The 19263-nt window shown below is 64.5% G+C and carries 18 protein-coding genes; 9 read left to right on the forward strand and 9 right to left on the reverse strand.

The window, feature by feature from the left end:
- Positions 1-3 precede the first annotated feature (3 nt).
- Positions 4-561 (reverse strand): hypothetical protein, encoded by a 558-nt coding sequence (locus tag CDQ91_RS11655; protein WP_088472897.1) that lies wholly within the window; start codon positions 559-561, stop codon positions 4-6.
- 98 nt (positions 562-659) lie between these two features.
- Complete coding sequence (locus CDQ91_RS11660; RefSeq protein ID WP_088472898.1) at positions 660-1196, reverse strand: hypothetical protein; 537 nt, start codon at positions 1194-1196, stop codon at positions 660-662.
- Between the two features lie 138 nt (positions 1197-1334).
- Here CDQ91_RS11660 and CDQ91_RS11665 point away from each other — a divergent pair, with 138 nt between their 5' ends.
- Positions 1335-3002, forward strand: a complete 1668-nt coding sequence (locus tag CDQ91_RS11665; RefSeq protein ID WP_088472899.1) for an AMP-binding protein — start codon at positions 1335-1337, stop codon at positions 3000-3002.
- 118 nt (positions 3003-3120) lie between these two features.
- Here CDQ91_RS11665 and CDQ91_RS11670 read toward each other — a convergent pair whose 3' ends face one another.
- The gene (locus CDQ91_RS11670) at positions 3121-4404 is read right to left on the reverse strand and encodes an NADH:flavin oxidoreductase/NADH oxidase family protein (protein ID WP_088472900.1); all 1284 of its coding nucleotides are present in this window, start codon (positions 4402-4404) and stop codon (positions 3121-3123) included.
- Positions 4405-4545: 141 nt separating this feature from the next.
- Between CDQ91_RS11670 and CDQ91_RS11675 the strand changes: the two genes are divergently transcribed.
- The 3 genes from CDQ91_RS11675 (at position 4546) to CDQ91_RS11685 (ending at position 7189) form a co-directional block, all read left to right on the forward strand.
- Entirely contained in the window at positions 4546-4980 is a 435-nt protein-coding gene (locus tag CDQ91_RS11675) for a MerC domain-containing protein (protein ID WP_088472901.1), read from the forward strand.
- A 104-nt stretch (positions 4981-5084) separates the two neighbouring features.
- Entirely contained in the window at positions 5085-5549 is a 465-nt protein-coding gene (locus CDQ91_RS11680) for a Fur family transcriptional regulator (protein WP_088472902.1), read from the forward strand.
- A 116-nt stretch (positions 5550-5665) separates the two neighbouring features.
- Positions 5666-7189: a fumarate hydratase gene (locus CDQ91_RS11685; protein ID WP_088472903.1), complete on the forward strand. Its 1524-nt coding sequence runs from the start codon at positions 5666-5668 to the stop codon at positions 7187-7189.
- 69 nt (positions 7190-7258) lie between these two features.
- Here CDQ91_RS11685 and CDQ91_RS11690 read toward each other — a convergent pair whose 3' ends face one another.
- Positions 7259-8359: a DUF481 domain-containing protein gene (locus CDQ91_RS11690; protein ID WP_237245951.1), complete on the reverse strand. Its 1101-nt coding sequence runs from the start codon at positions 8357-8359 to the stop codon at positions 7259-7261.
- Between the two features lie 130 nt (positions 8360-8489).
- On the opposite strand from CDQ91_RS11690, the gene CDQ91_RS11695 reads away from it, so the two are divergent.
- Positions 8490-8765: a hypothetical protein gene (locus tag CDQ91_RS11695; protein WP_088472904.1), complete on the forward strand. Its 276-nt coding sequence runs from the start codon at positions 8490-8492 to the stop codon at positions 8763-8765.
- Here CDQ91_RS11695 and CDQ91_RS11700 read toward each other — a convergent pair whose 3' ends face one another.
- From CDQ91_RS11700 to CDQ91_RS11710, 3 genes are read right to left on the reverse strand one after another with little or no spacing between them, the layout of a single operon-like run.
- Positions 8766-9716 (reverse strand): TraB/GumN family protein, encoded by a 951-nt coding sequence (locus CDQ91_RS11700; protein WP_237245952.1) that lies wholly within the window; start codon positions 9714-9716, stop codon positions 8766-8768.
- Positions 9716-10867 carry an MBL fold metallo-hydrolase gene (locus CDQ91_RS11705; RefSeq protein ID WP_088472905.1) on the reverse strand — a complete coding sequence of 384 codons (1152 nt, stop codon included), beginning with the start codon at positions 10865-10867 and terminating at the stop codon, positions 9716-9718. Before CDQ91_RS11705 ends, CDQ91_RS11700 begins: the two co-directional genes overlap by 1 nt.
- A gap of 3 nt (positions 10868-10870) precedes the next feature.
- A complete protein-coding gene (locus CDQ91_RS11710) occupies positions 10871-11521 on the reverse strand; it encodes a DUF1013 domain-containing protein (protein WP_088472958.1) in 651 nt (216 codons plus the stop codon).
- Positions 11522-11832: 311 nt separating this feature from the next.
- Here CDQ91_RS11710 and CDQ91_RS11715 point away from each other — a divergent pair, with 311 nt between their 5' ends.
- Positions 11833-15342 (forward strand): CHAT domain-containing protein, encoded by a 3510-nt coding sequence (locus CDQ91_RS11715; RefSeq protein WP_158213666.1) that lies wholly within the window; start codon positions 11833-11835, stop codon positions 15340-15342.
- A gap of 140 nt (positions 15343-15482) precedes the next feature.
- Here CDQ91_RS11715 and CDQ91_RS11720 read toward each other — a convergent pair whose 3' ends face one another.
- Positions 15483-16460, reverse strand: a complete 978-nt coding sequence (locus CDQ91_RS11720; RefSeq protein WP_164499253.1) for an NAD(P)H-quinone oxidoreductase — start codon at positions 16458-16460, stop codon at positions 15483-15485.
- A 246-nt stretch (positions 16461-16706) separates the two neighbouring features.
- Here CDQ91_RS11720 and CDQ91_RS11725 point away from each other — a divergent pair, with 246 nt between their 5' ends.
- The 3 genes from CDQ91_RS11725 (at position 16707) to CDQ91_RS11735 (ending at position 17851) form a co-directional block, all read left to right on the forward strand.
- Positions 16707-16904 carry a DUF1192 domain-containing protein gene (locus tag CDQ91_RS11725; RefSeq protein ID WP_088472908.1) on the forward strand — a complete coding sequence of 66 codons (198 nt, stop codon included), beginning with the start codon at positions 16707-16709 and terminating at the stop codon, positions 16902-16904.
- Positions 16905-17184: 280 nt separating this feature from the next.
- Positions 17185-17523, forward strand: coding sequence for a hypothetical protein (locus CDQ91_RS11730; protein ID WP_088472909.1), 339 nt, complete (start codon positions 17185-17187; stop codon positions 17521-17523).
- Positions 17524-17590: 67 nt separating this feature from the next.
- The gene (locus CDQ91_RS11735) at positions 17591-17851 is read left to right on the forward strand and encodes a hypothetical protein (RefSeq protein ID WP_088472910.1); all 261 of its coding nucleotides are present in this window, start codon (positions 17591-17593) and stop codon (positions 17849-17851) included.
- A gap of 78 nt (positions 17852-17929) precedes the next feature.
- Here the strand turns inward: CDQ91_RS11735 and CDQ91_RS11740 are convergent, their stop codons facing one another.
- Complete coding sequence (locus CDQ91_RS11740) at positions 17930-18802, reverse strand: OmpA family protein (protein WP_088472911.1); 873 nt, start codon at positions 18800-18802, stop codon at positions 17930-17932.
- Positions 18803-19263: the final 461 nt, after the last annotated feature.

The raw sequence follows: 19263 nt of genomic DNA on the forward strand, positions 1-19263 counted from the left end.
GGGTCAGCGCTCGCGACGAACGCGAATGGAGGGGCGCCCTTCGAGACTGAGAAAATAGGTTCCGAGCGAGGCCGCCTTAATTCGGATCTTCTGTCCAGGGCGCGGCGCCAACGGCATGCGCTTGCTGTCGATCTGTACCCAGACCGATCCATCGGCCATCGCGATGCGATAGCCGCCGTCGGCGGTGGGGGAAGCCGATGCAACGCTGGTTTCGACGCTTTCGACCTTATCCACATCGCCGTCACCGAAAATGTTAAAATCGGGCAGATCGAGTCCAAACAGACCGCGACGCGCTTTTTGTGCCGATACGCGATCAACGAACAGGATATCTCGCGCGACCTGCGCCTGTTGCAGCGCCGCAACCTCACGGTCGAAGCAGGCAAGGCGCCCGTCACCATTGGCGACAGCGCGACAGTTGAAGAGTTGCTGGACCTGCGCCGGAACGGGGGCCAGCTCCTTTTCCTTTGCGGCCTCCTTGGCAGCAAGCAGTGCCCAGGGAAGTGCGAGCAGCGCAAACGCCCCCGCTAACATCATCGAACGCGGTCGCTGCAATGCCGACATAGCCATCCCCTTGCCGATATTTCGAACGGAGTAGCCGCAGCAACCCCATGCCGCAAGCGTCGCCCCGACGGCGTCGCCTGTTTACCCAAACCCGGCGGTCAGCGCTCGCGACGAATCCGGATAGCACGCCCTCCGTCAACCTTGCCGAAAAAGCTGCCGATCGCGCCCTTTTTAATCTCTATCGTCTGTCCGACGCGCGGCGGACGAATCAGTCCCATATCCTCAATCTGGACCCACACCGCCCCGTCCGCCAGCGTCAGGCGATACCGCCCAAGCTCGTTGGTCGAGACGGCCTTGAGCGTCGTTTGCAGCTGTTCGTCCACCTTTTCTTCGTCGGCGCCGAACAGGCGGTCGAGATTGGGGATCGAAAAACCGAACAGTCCGCGCCGCGCCGCCTGGCTCGTTTCCTTGTCGGCAAAGCGGATCTCGCTTGCCGCATCTGCGGCCGCCAGTTCGCCGACCTCCCGATCGAAACAGGCGAGGCGCGCCATCGGATCGGTCAGATCCCGGCAACCATAAAGCTGTTGAATCTGCGCCGGGCGTATCGTCGCCTCCTTGTCCTTGGCGACGGCAGGCGCAGCGGCGCCAGCGAGAATGGCGAACAATACAGCAAATTGCGGCGACAGGCGCGACATGGCAAATCCCCTGAAAATAACCTGCGGCCTGCCTAGCCGCCACCGCGCAGCGCCGCAAGCGTCGCCCCGATTGCGAAGCGCGCTTACTTACCTTAGTGTCAGGAACCCGCCCTCGTAACAGAAGGACAATTTGCGCCGATGAACACGCCTTACGACTGGTCGACCGATTATCATCATCCGACGGACTGGGACCAGTTGTTCGCGCCACTATCGCTGCCCGACATGCTCGCGGCGAGCGTTGCGCGGCGCGGCGATGCGCCGATGCTCGATTTTCTCGGGCGGCAATATGGCTATGCCGAAGTCGCCCGGGGAGTCGCCCGCGTCGCGCGGGGCCTGCAACAGCGTGGCGTCGGCAAGGGTAGCCGTGTCGGCCTGTTCCTCCCCAACGTGCCCCATTATGTCGCGGCCTATTATGGCGCGCTCGCCGCCGGGGCGACGGTGGTCAATTTCTCGCCGCTCTATACGGTCGCCGAGCTGGAAGCGCAGGTCGAGGATTCGGGCACCGACACTTTGTTCACGGTCAGCGCCAACGCGCTGCTCCCGACCGCGCTGAAAGTGCTCGACGGATCGAGCCTGCGCCAGCTGATCGTCGGATCGGTCGCCGGCGGTCTGCCCGCCGCCAAGTCGGTCCTTTATCGCCTGTTCAAGCGCGACGAAGTCGCGGCGCTTCCCGACGACCCGCGCGTGATCCGTTTTTCAACGCTGATCGACAATGACGGCCAGCCCGCGCCGGTCCCGATCGACGCCGAAAAGGACATTGCGCTGATCCAATATACCGGCGGCACCACCGGCACGCCGAAGGGCGCGATGCTGACCCACCAGAATCTGACCGCCAACGCGCGGCAGGTGAATGCCATCGACCCCGATCATGAGGCGGGCGATCGCATCCTGGGCGCACTGCCCTTCTTTCATGTCTTCGCCAACACCTGCGTCCTCAACCGCACCGTGCTCAACGGCGGGATGATCGCGATGCTGCCGCGCTTCGACGCCAAACAGGCGTTGCAGGCGATCACGCGCACCAAGACCACCGCCCTGCCCGGCGTCCCGACGATGTATCAGGCGCTGCTCGACCATCCCGATCTCGCCAAGACCGATTTTTCCAGTCTGCGCATCTGCATCTCGGGCGGCGCGCCGATGCCCGCCGAACTGCGCGAGAAATTCGTCACCGCAACGGGCGCTTCGCTCGTCGAGGGCTATGGCCTCACCGAAAGTTCGGGGGTGGTCTCGACCAACCCCTATGAAGGCCCAGTCAAGCCCGGCACGATCGGCCAGCCGCTGCCCGCCACCCATCTGCGCCTCGTCGACAAGGAGGATCCGTCGCGCGACGCCCCCGCGGGCGAACCCGGCGAGCTGGTGGTCAAGGGACCGCAGATCATGAAGGGCTATTGGAACCAGCCCGGTGCCGATGCCGACAGCTTCACCGTCGACGGCTGGTTGCGCACCGGCGATGTCGCGGTGATCGACGACGATAAATATGTCCGCATCGTCGACCGGCTGAAGGATATGATCGCGGTCGGTGGCTTCAAGGTTTACCCAAGCGTGATCGAGGCGCATCTCTACGAACATCCGGCAGTCAAGGAAGCGATCGTCCTCGGCGTCCCCGACGCCTATCGCGGGGAGGCGCCCAAGGCGTTCGTGACGCTGGAGGACGGCTTCAACATTTCGGGCGAAGCGCTCACCGCATGGTTGAACCCGCAGCTCGGCAAGCATGAACGGGTGAACGCAGTCGAAGTACGCCTGAACCTGCCCAAGACGATGATCGGCAAGCTCGACCGCAAGGCGTTGCGCGCGGAGGAAGGGGCCTAGAGTTTGGCGATTCCCATTTTCCCGTTCGCATCGAGCGAAGTCGAGATGCCGCTAAGGCATGCACCTACGATGGGTGTCTCGACTTCGCTCGACACGAACGGGATAGGGACGCCTCCACCTACCCCCGCGCCTTCATGATCGCCTTGTTGCGCGCCTCGAGCGTGCGTAAGGCCGAAAAGACGCTCAGTCCTTCATCGGCGCGCCCATCGCGACCGAGCAGCCAGAGCTGCTGATAAAACCAGTAAATCCCTGCAAAACCATCGACCGCCTTGACCAGCTGAAACCGGCGCAGAAAGCCCAGCCAACCAGGCAACAGCCCGCGATCATCCTCATAACGCGGCAATTGCTTAGCCCCTTCCAGCAAGCGCTTCGGTGCGTCGGTCATCAGGCACATCGGGCGGCCGAGCCCGATCACATCGGCCGCGCCGCCCGCCAGCGCCTGCTCCATCGCGGCGCGCGAGCGAAAGCCGCCGGTGACCATCAACGGCACCGTCACGCACGCCTGCATCGCCAGCGCGAAATCGACGAAATAAGCCTCGCGCGCCAGCGTCGACGGCGCGACATTTTGCGCCGCGCTTTCCTCCATCCCCTCGATGCCGAGCAATTTGGGCTGTTCATAACTGCCCCCCGAAATTTCGATCAGGTCGACGCCCGCCGCCTCGAGCCAGCCGGCGGCCGTCAGGCTATCCTCAAAATCAAAGCCACCCTTCTGGAAATCGGCGCTGTTGAGCTTGACCGAGACCGGAAATCCGGGTCCGACGGCCGCGCGAATCGCACCTATCACCTCCAACAACAGCCGCGCCCGATTTTCGAGGCCACCGCCATATTCATCGGTCCGATGATTGGAGAGCGGGCTCAAAAACTGCGACATCAGATAGCCATGCGCGGCGTGGACCTGCACCCCGGTAAAGCCCGCATCCTGACACGCCCTCGCCGCGACCGCCCAGCGCCTTACCAGATCGGCGATCTCGTCCAAGGTCAGCGGCTCGGGCTGACCGAACTGGCCGCCGGGCAAAGCCAGTTTGACGTCGGACGCCGATTTGGGATGACGGTTGACGACCGCGGGGGTCTGCCGCCCGCTGTGACTGATCTGCGCCCAAAAATGATTGCCGCCGCGCGTCGCGGCTTTGGCCCAGCGGGTCAGCGCCGCCATCATCTGCGCGTCGGGCGCGCTGTCGATCACGACATTGCCGGGCCGCTCCAGATGGTCGTGGTCGATGACCAGATTGCCGCCGATCAACAGCCCCGCCCCGCCGTCGGACCATAAGCCGTAAAGCCGCTCGAGCGCCGCGGTCGGCCGCCCGTCGGGGGTTGCCATCCCCTCCGTCATCGCCGCCTTGGCGATCCGGTTCGGCAAGATCGCGCCGCATGGCAACGTCAGCGGCTCGGTCAGACCAGTCATTCCCACATCCCCCAATGTTTTCAGAAACCCATCCTGCCCCGCCCACCTGTTCAGCGAAAGCGAAGAATTGCGCCATGAGACGTTGTAACCTTTGACATGTTATGCCATATCAACTTCCATTGTCGTTGAACGGAGAATCGGGTGACCCAAGTCGCCAGCCCTGCCCCTGTCCTGACGCGCCTCGGCGCGGTGGTTCGGGCTGCGCGCGATTCGCGGCCACTGACCGCGCTCAGCGGCGACCAGTTGGCGATGGGTCTATCGGGCCTGTGCCTCGTCCACTGCCTCGCAACGACGATCTTCTTCGCCTCGATCGCCTCGGTCGGCGGGGTATTTCTTGAAAATCACCTGTTCCACGAGATCGGCCTGATCGTAGCCATCGGCTTTGCGCTGATCACCCTCGTCTCGGGCGTGCTCACCCACGGCTATATGATGCCGTTTGCCGTCGGCAGCTTCGGGCTTGGCATGATGGCGGGCGCGCTGGCGCGGCCGCATGACGGCAGCGAAGTGCTCGCCACGATGATCGGCGTCGCGGTCGTCGCGCTCGGGCACGACCTCAATCGCCGCGCGCGAAACTAGGCCGCAGCCCCAAACACTCCGGTCCGCCGCTTGCGGGCATCCCCTAAAGAGCCTACATTAAGCCCAGAGTTGGCACGGGATTTCCCGCGCCCAAGGACAACGCCATGGGTAAGCATGATCATCCGCACGTCGAGGCCAGCGGCGCCTCGCTCGCCAAGGCCGCGCAGACCGCGCTCGAAGGCGCGGGTGAGGCGTGGACCGACATGCGCGCGCAGATTTTCGACGCCGTCGCCGAAATCGGCAAGCCAGCCAGCGCCTATGAAATCGCCGACATCGTCTCGCAAAAACGTGGGCGTCGCGTCGCGCCGAACAGCGTCTATCGCATCCTCGACCTGTTCGTAGCAAACAACCTCGTCCGCCGGGTCGAAAGCGCCAACGCCTTCGTCGCCAACAGCCACCCCGGCTGCCTGCACGACTGCATCTTCCTGATCTGCGACAGCTGCGGCAGCGCGGTGCATGTCGATAATGACGCGGTCTCGGGCGGCGTCCGCGCCGCCGCCAACGCAACCGGCTTTGCCGCCGAACGCCCGGTGATCGAAGTGCGCGGCAAATGCGCCGAGTGCCAATAGGCTAAGCCCCCCGGCACCCCATGGCGCGCGCCTTTCCCGCTAGGCTCTGGACCATCGCCCTGCCCCGGGTCTAGGGAGACGGCGAATCCGAACCACGGACAAAGAGGGCTGCACCCATGAATACTGTCACCATCCGCGAAGACGACCTGATCGAGACCATCGCCGACGCGCTCCAGTACATCAGCTATTTCCATCCGATGGACTATATCCGCGCGCTGGGTGCCGCCTATGAACGCGAAGTGTCGCCCGCCGCCAAGGATGCGATGGCGCAGATCCTCTCGAACAGCCGCATGTGCGCCGAGGGGCACCGCCCGATCTGCCAGGACACCGGCATCGTCACCGTCTTCATCAAATGGGGCATGGACTGCCGCCTCGACAGCCCGCGCAGCCTGCAGCAGGTCGTCGATGAGGGCGTCCGCAAAGCCTATCTCCACCCCGAAAACAAGCTCCGCGCCTCGATCCTCGCCGACCCGGCGTTCAGCCGCGTCAACACCAAGGACAACACCCCGTCGGTACTCAACGTCGAAATGGTCCCCGGCGCGAAGGTCCATATCGACGTCGCGGCCAAAGGCGGCGGCAGCGAGAATAAGTCGAAGTTCAAGATGATGAACCCGTCCGACAGCATCGTCGACTGGGTGCTCGAAATGGTCCCGCAAATGGGCGCGGGCTGGTGCCCGCCGGGCATGCTCGGCATCGGCATCGGCGGCACCGCCGAAAAGGCGATGCTGCTCGCGAAACAGTCGCTGATGGACCCGATCGACATGACCGAACTGCTCGCACGCGGCCCGTCAACCCCGACCGAGGAACTGCGCATTGAGCTGTATGAAAAGGTCAACGCCCTCGGCATCGGCGCGCAGGGGCTCGGCGGCCTCGCGACCGTGCTCGACATCAAGATCGCCGACTGGCCGACCCACGCGGCGTCGAAGCCCGTCGCGATGATCCCGAACTGCGCCGCGACGCGCCACGCGCATGTCACACTCGACGGCAGCGGGCCGGCGTTCCTCGAAGCACCGAAGCTCGCCGATTATCCCGAAATCGACTGGAAGCCCGATCAGGCGGCGATCCGCGTCGACCTCGACACGCTCACCCCCGACGTCGTCGCGAGCTGGAAACAGGGCGACCGGCTGCTCCTCAACGGCAAGATGCTCACCGGCCGCGACGCCGCGCACAAGCGCATCGCCGACATGCTGGCGAAGGGCGAACAGCTCCCCGTCGAGTTCAAGGGCCGCGTCATCTATTATGTCGGCCCGGTCGATCCGGTCGGCGAGGAAATCGTCGGCCCCGCCGGCCCGACGACCGCGACGCGCATGGACAAGTTCATGGACATGATGCTCGATCAAGGCCTGCTCGCCTGCGTCGGCAAAGCCGAGCGCGGCCCCGCCGCGACGCAGGCGATCGCGAAGCACAAGAGCGCCTATATGATGGCGGTCGGCGGCGCCGCCTATCTTGTCGCACGCGCGATCAAGGGCAGCAAGGTCGTCGGCTTCGCCGATCTCGGCATGGAAGCGATCTACGAATTCGAGGTGCAGGACTTCCCCGTCACCGTCGCGGTCGACAGCGAAGGCCAGAATGTCCACGTCAACGCCCCCGCGCTATGGCAAAAGCGGATCAAGGATGAAGGACTGCTGGAGAAGGCATAACCGCCCACTCTATCACCGTCACCCCGGCGAAAGCCGGGGTCTCAACGGCCGCCCGGCCCCCGCCTCGCCCTAAAATCCGTACACCAACGTAAAGCGCGTCAGCGTGTCGACATTCTCGACGCCCGCCGGCGGGTGCGAAGCGATTTCGGCCGAATAGGCGATGCGCGCCGACAATCCGCCGGTCAGTTTCGCGTTGAGCGCGGTCAGCGAACTGGTCGAGGTGTTGCTTTCGCCGACGATCGTCGAGGCGGTCTGTGTGAGGCGCAGGGTCGGCGACACTTGCCAGCCGAAGTCGAGTCCGGCGAGCCCGGAGATTTCGCTGTCCCGGCCGGTCTGGACGAAGTCGGTCTGCCGCCACGCCGGCCCCGCCTTCAGGTTCAGCGACATCGCCTTGCTGTCGATCACCTTGTACCCGAGCCCGCCCGACGCGTTCCAGCGCGCGGTATAGCCGAGCATCCGGTCGCGCTCCCAACGCCCGAGGCCAAAGGCAAAGGCACGGTCGCTGACTTTTACCTGCGGCTCATATTCGACCAGATAGCGTTCCAGCGTCGTCCTGCCACTCGTGCGCTGATAGTCGGCCTGCGCCCGCATCCGCTGGCTCCAGTCGATCCCCTTGCGCGCCAGCGCCACGCCAACATTAAATCCGGTCGACTTGTTATTGCCGCCGCTGTGCGAAGCACCGATCTGCCCCTCGCCCTTCCAATATTGCCAGAATTTGGCTCCTGCCAGCCGGGCACGTTCGGCCGCCGCGGCTTCGTCCTTCAACCGCTTTCGCTCGGCGCGATAGTCGGCGAGCAATATATCGATTTCGGCGACATCCTCGGGGCTCGCCGCCTTGGCAAGCTTCCCCACCGCCTCGACATCGCTATCCTTGCCGCTGGCGATCGCCGCGTCGAGCATGACGCGCACCGGATCGGGCGGCGGGATCACCGCTACTTCGATAAGCGGCGGAAGGCCGCGCTCGTAAAAGCCCAGCAACAGGTCGATTTCGATCTGATCGGCCGGATTGGTCCGCTTCGCTAATTCGCCGACCATCTCGACATCGGCGGCGTTGCCGCTCGCCATCGCGGCGTCGAGCATAGCGCGCACCGGCGGAGCAAGCTGGGCGTGGACGGGATGGGCGACGCCGAACAGCAGGCCAAGCGCCGCGAGGCGGGGGAGAGCGGTCATCGAGGAGTCCTTCTTTGGGGGAGGGTCCGGTTTCGTTCGATCATCGGCGTGCGGGCTTGGGCCGCGCCGATAGTCCCTATAACCCCAAAACCGCTGGCATTTCCACCCCGCCTGCCCCATTTGCAGAACGATGTGGATCGCGATCATCGCCATTTTCTGCGCCGGCGTCGGCAATTTCGCGATGCACCGTGCCTTCATGGAAAGCGACGATCCGCTGGTCCAGCAGATGGTCAGGCCGCTCGCCGACAAGATCGGACCGCACGCCACCTATATTTTCGAGTTTCTGCTGCTCGTCGGCGCCATGGCGATCGCGACCCGCAACTGGTTCACCGCGCTGCTGCTTTACGGCCTCTATACGATTTTCAACGCGATAGCGTTCAACTGGATCATGCAACGGCCGCAGTAGCTACTGCCAGACCGGTCCGTTGACCGGCAGCCCCCGATTTTTTAGCTGATCGAGAACACCGTCCTTCTCGGCAAGAACACGTAAGGGAACCACCGCGAGAGTGACGCCCGGCTGCGCCGTGGCATCGTGGATCGCTCCAACCCAGATCTGGCGCAGCTCCGACCCGAAGCCATCATTCGTCCACGGCCAGCAGCGCCCGAGCGCTTCCTCGAGCGGACTGGCCATCACCGCGGGCACGTCAAACTCGGTCCACGCCCGGCCGCGTTCGATAACAATGTCGCCCCCGGCCTCGGTCGCCTCCATCGCCGCCTCCAGGCACGGAATATGCGTCTCGGGCGCGGCCGCGAACAGATTGTCGAGCATATCCTCACCGCGCACCTCGCCGACGGGCTGGGTCGGAATTTTCGACTGGCGCGCCGCCTTGCGCACGACGTCGGACGCGTCGTCGGCAGTATCCTTGTTGAAGGAAAGGCGTTTCGACAGCAGGTCGAACGCCGTCATCAGGAAATTCTGCCGCGCATAATTTTGGCCGAAGCGGCTCTCGAGCGCCTGCAGCCGTTTCATCTGGCCCGCGTCCAGATAATCCGCCGCGACGCGCCCTTTCGGCAATTTGACAAGCCCGCCGCCCTTGAAGATCAGCCGAAAAATATCACCGGGCGACACTTTCGCCTTGGTCCCCAGAATGACGCGCTGCGCGCGGTCGGTCGCGCCCTCCAGCCGTTCGGGGCGCCACAGCGTCGCCTTGGGAACCTCGGCGATTTCGCCGACAAGGATGACCACCCCGGCGGAGGTCTGGATCGTCCACATCGGCGCGCCCGAACGGCGCGCAGTGACGATGATTTCATCATTGGTCTCGTCGGCTGCGGGCGTATCCGTTGCCAAAGCCGTCGGCGGCGCCATCATCGAGGCCCCCGCCGCAAGCAGGATCGCCAGTGACCGTGTCCGGCGCATCACGCTACCCCGTGATACCACCACACACCGTCGCGATCTTCGCGCTTCACCCGGCCTTCGACCTCAAGCCGCTTCAGATGCGCGAGCGCCTCGCCGGTCGCCAGTCCCTGATTATGCGCGCCAATCGGGCGGTTGAACAGCAAAGGAAAGCTGTCGACTGCGCGCATCGGCGCCTTTGCGATCGACTCGGCCAGATTATAGAGCCGCATCCGATGCTCGTCGCGCAGCGCCATCAGGCGGACGTGCAAACCCTTGAACGGCTCGCCATGCGCCGGGCAGACAATCAGGTCGGACGGCAGGACGCGGAGCAATTTGTCGATCGAGTCGAGCCATTCGCCCAGCGGATCGGCGTCGGGTTCGGTGATATTGACCGATACGTTCGAACTGATCCGCGGCAACACCTGGTCGCCCGACACCAGCACGCCCTCGCGCTCGTTCCACAGACACGCATGTTCGGGGCTGTGCCCCGATCCGGTGACGACGCGCCACTGGTGCGCCCCCATGTCGACGACGTCGCCGTCCTTCATCCGCACATAGGACCGCGGCAGCGGATAGACCATCATGCCGAAACGGCCCCAGCCTTCGCTTTTCTGACGCTCGATCGCCGCATCGTCCCAGCCCGCGGCACGCGATTGCACCAGCACCTCGTCGGGCACTGTCTCGCTGGTGTCGGCAACGATCGCCCGCGCGGTCAACATTTCGCCACGCGTCATCCACAGCTTCACGTCGAGCTTTTTCGCAATCCAGCCGGCAAGGCCGATATGGTCGGGGTGCAAGTGCGTGCCCACGACGCGGGTGATCCGCACATCCTTCAGCGCGCCGGCGTAAAGCGCCTTCCATTCGTCCGAACACATGGTCAGACAGATTCCGGTATCGACGATCGCGACGCCGTCGCCATCCGCGTCGGCATCGTCGAGCAGCCAGCTGTTGATATGGCCGAGCGACCCCGGCATCGGAATGCGCGCCCAGCTGATCCCCGGCGCGATACGGATCGTCTCGCCCGTCGCGGGCGCAGCTTCGCCCCACGGATAGGTCAGCCCGGCGTGGCTCGTCGCGGTAAAGCTGTCGTCCTGCGTCAGCGAGGCATCCGGCGAGCCGCTGGCCGCCGGAATATTGTCCTCATCGTGACCCGACGCCCCAGCGCCGACCACGCGTCAGGCCGCCGTTTCGTCGTTACCGGCGGCTTCGCTGGCTTCTTCGGCGGCGCGCGCTTCATTGGCGGCGGTGCGTTCGGCGCGCAGCTCTTCGAGCAGCGCTTCGCGGTCACCCTCGAAACGGCTGTCTTCGGGGGCCTTGATGCCCGCCTTCTTCGCAGCCTTGGACACCAGCGCATCGAGTTCGCGCTGCGAGCAAAGACCCAAAGTCACTGGATCCTTGGCGACGATGTTCGAGCTGTTCCAGTGGCTGCGGTCGCGGATCGCCGCGATCGTGTTGCGCGTGGTGCCGATCAGCTTGCCGATCGCGCCATCCGACACTTCGGGATGGTTCTTCAGGATCCAGGCGATGCCGTCGGGCTTGTCCTGGCGCTTGCTGACCGGGGTGTAGCGCGGGCCGCGGGTGCGGCGGATCGTATCCTGCGCCTGCTTGGTCATCTTGAGCTTATACTCGGGGTCGTTCTGACCCTTTTCAATCTCTTCCATCGACAGTTCATGCGCGCGCACCGGATCGCGGCCGGTATATTTGGTTGCCGCAGTCTCGTCGGCGATCGCCTGCACTTCCAGGATATGGATGCCGCAATAATCGGCGATCTGGACGAAGGTGAGGCCGGTGTTGTCGACCAGCCAGGCGGCGGTCGCATGCGGCATCAACGGGGTGGCATCGGCATTGGCCATGACAAAAAGTCTCCAAGCGGAAATAATAAGGGCCGCCCCTCGCGGGGCGGCCATTCGGCGGTCGGTGTAGACCCGTTTTCCGCGGCGGGCAAGGGGCGGCGTGGCGGGCAATAGCGGGGCCACTTCAAACGCCAAATCGACGCACGGCCAGTGACCCCTGTCACATGACAGCGGCTCCGCCTGACATAGGAGCAAAGCAGCAGCGTTCACACACCCATCGCTTCGCTGATGACAATAACCCAATATATTCGGTATGTTGGGCCGAAACAGAGGAACCGACTTCCATGCCGAACCGTCGACACCGCTTTCTGGCGCTTATTCTTGCCGCACCGCTACTGGCCGCCGCGCCAATGGCGCTCGCGCAGGACCCTGCGCCCAGCACGCTCGACGCCGATCAGCAGAAAATGCTCGACCTGATCAACAAGGGCATGGATTTCGACCGCGCCGGCAAATCGCGCGATGCCGAGGCTGTCTATCGGCGCTGGATCGACGAAGCGACCAAACGCTACGGCGCCGACGGCCTGCTCACCAGCCTCGGCTATCGCCTGATCGCCGGAAATCTGGAGGATCAGGGCCGCGCAAAGGAGGCCGAGCCCTATTGGCGCCGCCTGCTCGACATCAACAAGGCGGTACTCGGCGACAGCGATGACGAAACGCTGACCGCAACCATCGCCCTCTCCTCCAACTTCATCAAACAGGGCCGCCCGGCCGAAGCGCTGCCGCTGCGCCGCGCGATCCTTGCGACCCGCATTGCCCAACGCGGCGAGCGCGACCCCAAGACGATCATCGCGACAAGCAACCTCGCCTCGGTGCTGACCGAAATGGGCGAATATAAGGAAGCCGAAGCGCTCTATCGCAAGACGCTCGAAACCAGCCGCGCAGTGAATGGCGAGGGGCATAGCGAAACCGCGTCGGCCTATGGCAATCTGGCGGTCGTGCTGCGCAGCCTCGGGCGTTATGACGAAGCCGCGCCGATGCTGGGCAAAGCGCGCGACATCGACACCGCGCTGACGGGCCCCGACAGCCCCAATGTCGCGCTGCGCCATTACAACAATGCGGTGAATCTGGGCGACATGGGCCGCTTTGCCGAAGCGCGTGTCGCCGCCGAAAAGGCGCTCTCGATCTGGCGCACCGCCAAGGGCGACGACAGCATCGAAGCCGCGCAGGGCTATACCGCTGTCGGTTACAGCCTGACCTCCGAAGGCCGCTTTGCCGAAGCCGACGCCGCCTATCGCAAAGCGCTCGACATAAGGGTCAAGCGGCTCGGCGACACGCATCCCGCAACCGGCGAGGCCTATAATAATCTCGCGCTCAACATGGACAAGCAGGGTCTGCCGCCAAGCAGGATCGAACCGATGCTGCGCAAGGCGCTCGACATCACCCGGTCGACGATCGGCGAAGGCAGCGAACGCACCGCGACCCTCTATGCCAATGTCGCGCATAATCTGAATTCGCAGGGCCGCTATGCCGAGGCCGAGCCGATGTACCGCCGCGCGCTCGACATTCAAAAGGGCGTCGCGGGCACCGACCACCCCTCTTATGCTTCGATGATGATCAACCTCGCGTTCAACATGCGCGACAACGGCCATCCCGAACAGGCCGAACCACTGATGCGTCAGGGACTCGAAATCTTTCGCGCCAAATTCGGCGAAGACAATCCCGAAACCGCCTGGGCCTATACCAGCCTCGCCTCGACGCTGGGGTCGCTGGGTCGTCACGCCGAGGAAGCGCAGATGGCGGCCAAGGCGCTCGAAATCCGCCGCCGCCTGCTCGGCGAGGATCATCCGCTGACTGCGGTCGCCTATAATATCGTCGGCGCCGCACTGACCCGCGGCGGCAATGGCGACAAGGCCGCCGAGCCCTATTATCGCCAGTCACTCGCGATCCTCCAGCGCAGCGTCGGCGAAGCGCATATCGACACTGCGCGCGCCTATGACAGCCTCGCCTCGAACCTTCAGCGGCAAGGCAAGGCCGCCGAGGCCGAAGCGGCAGCGGCAAAGGCGGTCGCGATCTTGCGCCGCATGACCGATCAGGCTGCGGCCGGCGGCAATGCGGTCACTCTGTCGGCGCTCGACCGGCAGCAGGCGAACCCCGACCGCGGCATTTTCACCACCTATATGAACGCCGCTTTCGCGCTGATGAGCGACACGCCCGACGCCGCCGGGCAATCGGCACTCCAGAACCGCGCTTTCCTTGCGGCGCAGGATGCGATCAGCTCGGCTTCGGGCCGCGCGGTGCTGCAGACCGCCGCGCGTTCCGCTGCCAAGACCCCCGAAATGGCCGAAGCGGTGCGGCAGGAACAGGGGCTCGCCGCCAAGGCGAACATGCTCGACAAAAATCTGCTCCGCGCGCTGGGCGAGCGCAACTCGGTCGAGGCGACGCGGCTGCGGGGCGAACTCAACAGCGTTCAGGCCCAGCTCGCCGACGTCAGCGCGCTGATCGACAAAAAATATCCCTCCTATCGCCAGCTCGTATCCCCGCGCCCGATCGGTCTCGCCGAAGCGCAGGCGGCGCTACGCCCCGGCGAAGCGCTGCTTTTGATGACCGAGGCCGCGAACACCTTCCACCTCTTCGTCGTCACCCCGACCGCGGTTGGATGGAGCCGCCCGAACCGCGAGGTCGACGAAATATTGGGGCAGATTTCGAACCTGCGCTGCGACGTCGATTTCGCGACCTGCTCGGCGGCGCGCAAGGCCGAGCTTGATGCGATGCCGATGACCGCGAAGGAAATGGACGGCCGCCGCCGGTTCGACCTCAACGCGTCGTACGACCTCTACAAGGCGGTGATGCAGCCGATCGAACCGCTGCTCAAAGATACGAAGCACCTCTATGTCACCAGCTCGGGCAAGCTCGGCGACCTGCCGCTCGCGATGCTGTCGGCGTCGCCGCTGCCCGAAGGCGCCGACCTCGCCGATCCCGATACGCTGGCGCGCGCCGAATGGCTCGCCGATCGCTACGCCTTCACCAGCCTGCCCTCGGTCGCCGCACTCACCCTGCCCCGCGAACCGCGTAAAGTCCGCCGCGACAAGAGCTTTCGCGGCTATGGCGCCCCCATCCTGCTCGGCGGCGACACCGGGTCACGCGCTGCGGTCGGCATTGGCGTGTTCGACGGCGTATCGGCGTCAGGAACCCCGCTCGCCGATCCCGAAGCGCTGCGCAAACTTGCGCCGCTCCCCGGCACCAGGGTCGAGCTATCCGCGATGGCCGACCTGTTCGGCGCCCGCCAGACCAGCCTGACCCTCGCCGGCGGCGCGACCGAAGCCGCGCTGCGGCAGGACGCGTCGCTCGCAACGAGCAACATCATCGCGATCGCGACCCACGGCCTGCTTCCCGACCCCACGCTCGGGCTCAGCGAGCCGGGCCTCGTGCTGACCCCGCCGACGACGCCGAGCGACATGGACGACGGCCTGCTCACCGCGACCGAGGCCGCGCGGCTGTCGCTCTCGGCCGACTGGGTGATCCTGTCGGCGTGCAACACCGCCTCGGCCGAAGGGTCGGGCGGCGGCGACAGCCTCTCGGCGCTCGCGCGCGGCTTCCTCTATGCCGGTGCCGACGCGCTGCTCGCGAGCCACTGGCGCGTTTCGGACGAAGCGACCGCAGTGCTGACCGTCGAAACCCTGCTCGCACGGCAGGCGAACCCCGACATGACCCGCGCGCAGGCATTGCAACTGGGGATGCAGGCCGTGCGCAGCGGCAAGCGCGCCGACGGCAGTGCGATCAAGGGCTGGAAAGCCGACTGGTCGCACCCTGCGGCGTGGGCGGCCTTCACCAATATTTCGAACCGGGATGATTAGGCTGGAATGATCTCCAGCCCACCCTGAAATCCGTTCGTGTCGAGCGAAGTCGAGACACCCATCGTCCGTGTATGCCCTCAAGGCATCTCGACTTCACCCGATGCGAACGGATAAATTGTGCTGGGAAGCCGCGCGGCCTCTCAGACCAGCAAAACAATCTTCCCGACATGCTCCCCCGCCTGCATCCGCGCATGCGCGGCGGCAGCTTCGGCGAGCGGAAAGCTCTGATCCATCGCCGGCTTCCACGCGCCCTCGATCAGCCGCGGCCAGACCGTGCGGTGAATCTCATCGGCAAGCGCGGCCTTGAAATCGACGTCGCGAGCACGCAGCGTCGATCCGGTCAGCGTCAGACGTCGGAGCATCACCTCGGCGATGTTCAGTTCGACCTTCATCCCGCGCTGGAAGGCAATGGTGACATGCCGCCCATCGTCGGCGAGGCAGGCAAGATTGCGTGGCAGATAGTCGCCGCCGACCATGTCGAGCACCGCATGGACGCCCTTGCCGCCGGTAAACGCCTTCACCGCCTCGACATAATCCTCGGTCGAATAATCGATGGCGAGATCCGCACCAAGCGCCCGCGCAGCGTCGCATTTCTCCGCGCTGCCGCACGTTACGATGATCTGGATGTCGAACAATTTGCACAGACCGATCGCGGTCGTGCCGATGCCGCTGGTGCCGCCATGAACGAGCACGGTTTCGCCGTCGCGCACCCATGCGCGCTCGAACAGATTGTGCCACACGGTGAACAGGGTTTCGGGCAGCGCCGCCGCCTCGGCCATCGAAAAGCCCTTGGGCACCGGCAGGCAGCTTCCGATCGGCGCGACGCAATATTCGGCATAGCCGCCGCCCGCGACGAGCGCGCACATCGCCTGACCGAGCAACTCGGGATCGCCCCCCGGCCCGACCGCAACGACCGTCCCCGCGACCTCCAGCCCCGGCAGGTCCGATGCCCCCGGCGGCGGCGGATAATGACCCATGCGCTGCAACACGTCGGGGCGATTGACCCCGGCGGCGGCGACACGGATCAACACCTCGCCCGGTCCCGGCTGCGGCACCGGCCGCTCGACGGGCTGCAACACCTCGGGCCCGCCGGGCGCGCTGATGGCGATGGCGGTCATAGTCACTGGCAAGCTGGTCACGCTTTAAAATCCCCCACTGGTCGGCTCACTCCCGTTCCTTGTCTCATCATGCCGGGCTCGGCCCGACATCCGCCCCTTCCCTCACGCAAGGCAGACCCCGAATTGCATCCGGGTTGACGATCAAAGAATGCTTCATGTCATCCTTGGCTCGCCTTATTGACAGTGCGGCGACACGGGTCAACAGTCGCGCACCCATATTCAGGTTAGCGACCAGGAGGATGCGCCATGGACGATGACGACCTTCCCCGCCGCCGCGACGATATTCTCGCGGCGCTGATCAAGCAGCCGCTCGATCCTCTGTCGGTCGACGAACTGGGCGAGCGCATCGAAACGCTCGAGGCCGAGATCGAACGCGTCAGGGCGCACCGCGCCGCCGCCACGAGCCACAAGGCGATCGCTGAATCGCTGTTCAAAAAGAGCTAGCGCCGGGGCTTCGGGCTCGCTCGATGCGGACGCACTGGCGGCGGACGGGTCGAGGAACGCCCCCATCCTTCGTCATCCGGGTCAAGCCCGGGGTGACGGAAGTTCGATATAGCGACACTCACGCCCCGACTGGAACCTTGTGCCATTTTCCTGATATTACAGTGGCATGTCAATAAGTCAACAGTCGTTGACATTCCCTGCTCTCCCCTCCTAACCTGGGCACATCAACGGCGTGACCTCCCCCGACACCCGCGCCGCGCACCCCATAAGGAGACAAAGCATGCACGCCGCCGAACAGACCGAAGCGCGGGAACTTCACCGCACGCTGGACTTCATCGGACTGCGCGCCCACGCCGCGACCGTCGGCCTGATCCAGCTGTGCGAAGAACTTATGGCGGCCGGCATCATCGACGGCGCCGCGATCCAGCGCATCAAGGATGCGATTCACATGGAAATCAGCGTGACGCGCAGCCGGATGTCCGGTCACGACAGTTTCGACGACACGCTGCGGACTCGGCTCGACGCGATTTTCCCGCAGGTAGCCAAAAGTGAGTCCAAGACCAAAGTCGGCTCGCTCGACGACCTCGCACAAGCGCTCGAAGGTGGCGCGGGCATCTGACCGCGCGCCAGCCGCTTTTTCCACCGGCGCCTTGCCAAGCCGCAAAACTCGGCCAAGGAAGGCTGCCATGGATTTCGACGATCAACTGCGCCGCTATTTCGGCACCGCCGACCTGGCCGCCATCCACCCCGAAGCCCACGCCGCGGGCACCGAACGCATGCGCGTCGACTTCGGGCTGGAAACCAACCCCGGCCGCCGCTTCGCGCTATGGGCGCTGATGTACATGCTCGGCGTCGCGCCCGATCTGGACGTCGCGTTCAAGGAGGAGGGGGAGCGCAATATAGCGCGCGATTTCATGGACATGGTGGATCGCGCGCAGGAGGGCTGATCCGCAATATCGGAAATGGTCGGCTGTGACGCACAAGCGGCCAAAAAGCCGGGGTGGGCAGAGCCCACCCCAAGCGTCTTACAGACCATCGAGGCCTTTGCTGACCAGAATATTCACCGCAACGCGGCGATTCTGTGCCTTGCCTTCGGGGGTGCTATTGTCTGCTGCCGGGTCGGCTTCGGCCATCCCGGTGGGGGTAAGCATACGATAGGGTTTCCAGCCGCAGGCCTGCTGAAGATGATTGACGACGCGGCTAGCGCGCTTTTCGCTCAGCGTCTGGTTGAGTTCCTGGCTTCCCGTGGAATCGGTGTAGCCAACGACCAGCAACAACGCGTTGTCCATCCCCTCGGCCTGATTTGCCGCAGCGCAGAGATTGGCTTGTGCTTCGGCCGACAACACGGCCTTGCCGGTGTCAAAGTTCACGTTCGTCGTGCCCTTGACATTATACTGGTCGATATCGCCCACGCGGCTGCGCAGAGCCTCGGTTGCCGCAGTCTGTTCGGCAAAGCGCTGGTTGGTGCCGGTGTGGATCATCGACGCGGTCCGCAGATCCTTGTTCTTGAGATCGACCTGGCTCGCCACCAGACCGCCGTCCCACTGCAATGTGTCGACGGTCACGGGCAGACCGTTGAGCAGCGAGCTCGCGGCAAGCTTGTCGCGATTGAGGCCAAGGAACCCGCCGCTGCTCTTGATCTTTGTATAGTCGGCGATCGCGATGGCGGTGTTGTTGCCGTCGGCGGTGGTGACCTGCATCCGGCCGTCGCTGCGCGCGGAGATGATGCCTTCGACCTTGGGCCCCTTGGTCATCTGTTCGGGCGAAGGCAGGGTGCCAACTACGGTCGCCATGACTTCGCCATCGTCCTGCGACTGCGCAGCCACACCGACTGTCGCTGTCCCGGCCAACATGGCGAGCAGCAACAAGATTCTTGGACTTTTCGAAACGAGACCCATACCCTACTCCTTGATTTTCAATTGGATCAGCCGGGCGCACGCATTTACGCGGCCCGTTCTGGCAGTTGGATACTCCCGGCCAGGCCCCAAAGTTGCACGGGTCATCGGGCGCTTTGCACGGCCAGTCGATAAGATGGCGGCGGACAAGCGGAGTTTTTGCGCCCGTCGGTTTACCATGATGGAAGTCGGGGCGCCTGATCCTGAGCAAGCCGTCCCGAACTGCCGAAGGTGCCGGGGCGACGACGCGGATTGCAGCGATTTCCTGCCCTTAAGCAGGCGCGCACCTCACAGGCGGACCCAATATTCTTCTGCGCACCACAATATGGTCGCGTTGACCTGCCTCAACGGCCCGTCTCACCCCATTTGCCTCAATCGGCCCAAGTATCTGTTTTTCTTATGTACCCGGTGACAAGTTTGACAAGTTCCAGACGAAATCCCGCCGCCCCTCATCCAAATCCTCA

It is taken from the genome of Sphingopyxis witflariensis, assembly GCF_002205635.1.
Lineage (GTDB): Bacteria > Pseudomonadota > Alphaproteobacteria > Sphingomonadales > Sphingomonadaceae > Sphingopyxis > Sphingopyxis witflariensis.

What these genes read in the sequence shown, in the direction of transcription:
- CDQ91_RS11670 (WP_088472900.1), bottom strand. Translation starts at nt 4,404, where the DNA reads ATGACTGGTCTGACCGAGCCGCTGACGTTGCCATGCGGCGCGATCTTG.
- CDQ91_RS11720 (WP_164499253.1), bottom strand. Translation starts at nt 16,460, where the DNA reads ATGACCGCCATCGCCATCAGCGCGCCCGGCGGGCCCGAGGTGTTGCAG.
- CDQ91_RS11710 (WP_088472958.1), bottom strand. Translation starts at nt 11,521, where the DNA reads ATGCCGCATGCGACCGCCGCCTGGCTGGTCGACAACACCGGCCTCACC.
- CDQ91_RS11715 (WP_158213666.1), top strand. Translation starts at nt 11,833, where the DNA reads ATGCCGAACCGTCGACACCGCTTTCTGGCGCTTATTCTTGCCGCACCG.
- CDQ91_RS11660 (WP_088472898.1), bottom strand. Translation starts at nt 1,196, where the DNA reads ATGTCGCGCCTGTCGCCGCAATTTGCTGTATTGTTCGCCATTCTCGCT.
- CDQ91_RS11700 (WP_237245952.1), bottom strand. Translation starts at nt 9,716, where the DNA reads ATGCGCCGGACACGGTCACTGGCGATCCTGCTTGCGGCGGGGGCCTCG.
- CDQ91_RS11735 (WP_088472910.1), top strand. Translation starts at nt 17,591, where the DNA reads ATGGATTTCGACGATCAACTGCGCCGCTATTTCGGCACCGCCGACCTG.
- CDQ91_RS11740 (WP_088472911.1), bottom strand. Translation starts at nt 18,802, where the DNA reads ATGGGTCTCGTTTCGAAAAGTCCAAGAATCTTGTTGCTGCTCGCCATG.
- CDQ91_RS11655 (WP_088472897.1), bottom strand. Translation starts at nt 561, where the DNA reads ATGTCGGCATTGCAGCGACCGCGTTCGATGATGTTAGCGGGGGCGTTT.
- CDQ91_RS11665 (WP_088472899.1), top strand. Translation starts at nt 1,335, where the DNA reads ATGAACACGCCTTACGACTGGTCGACCGATTATCATCATCCGACGGAC.
- CDQ91_RS11730 (WP_088472909.1), top strand. Translation starts at nt 17,185, where the DNA reads ATGCACGCCGCCGAACAGACCGAAGCGCGGGAACTTCACCGCACGCTG.
- CDQ91_RS11725 (WP_088472908.1), top strand. Translation starts at nt 16,707, where the DNA reads ATGGACGATGACGACCTTCCCCGCCGCCGCGACGATATTCTCGCGGCG.
- CDQ91_RS11680 (WP_088472902.1), top strand. Translation starts at nt 5,085, where the DNA reads ATGGGTAAGCATGATCATCCGCACGTCGAGGCCAGCGGCGCCTCGCTC.
- CDQ91_RS11695 (WP_088472904.1), top strand. Translation starts at nt 8,490, where the DNA reads ATGTGGATCGCGATCATCGCCATTTTCTGCGCCGGCGTCGGCAATTTC.
- CDQ91_RS11685 (WP_088472903.1), top strand. Translation starts at nt 5,666, where the DNA reads ATGAATACTGTCACCATCCGCGAAGACGACCTGATCGAGACCATCGCC.
- CDQ91_RS11690 (WP_237245951.1), bottom strand. Translation starts at nt 8,359, where the DNA reads ATGACCGCTCTCCCCCGCCTCGCGGCGCTTGGCCTGCTGTTCGGCGTC.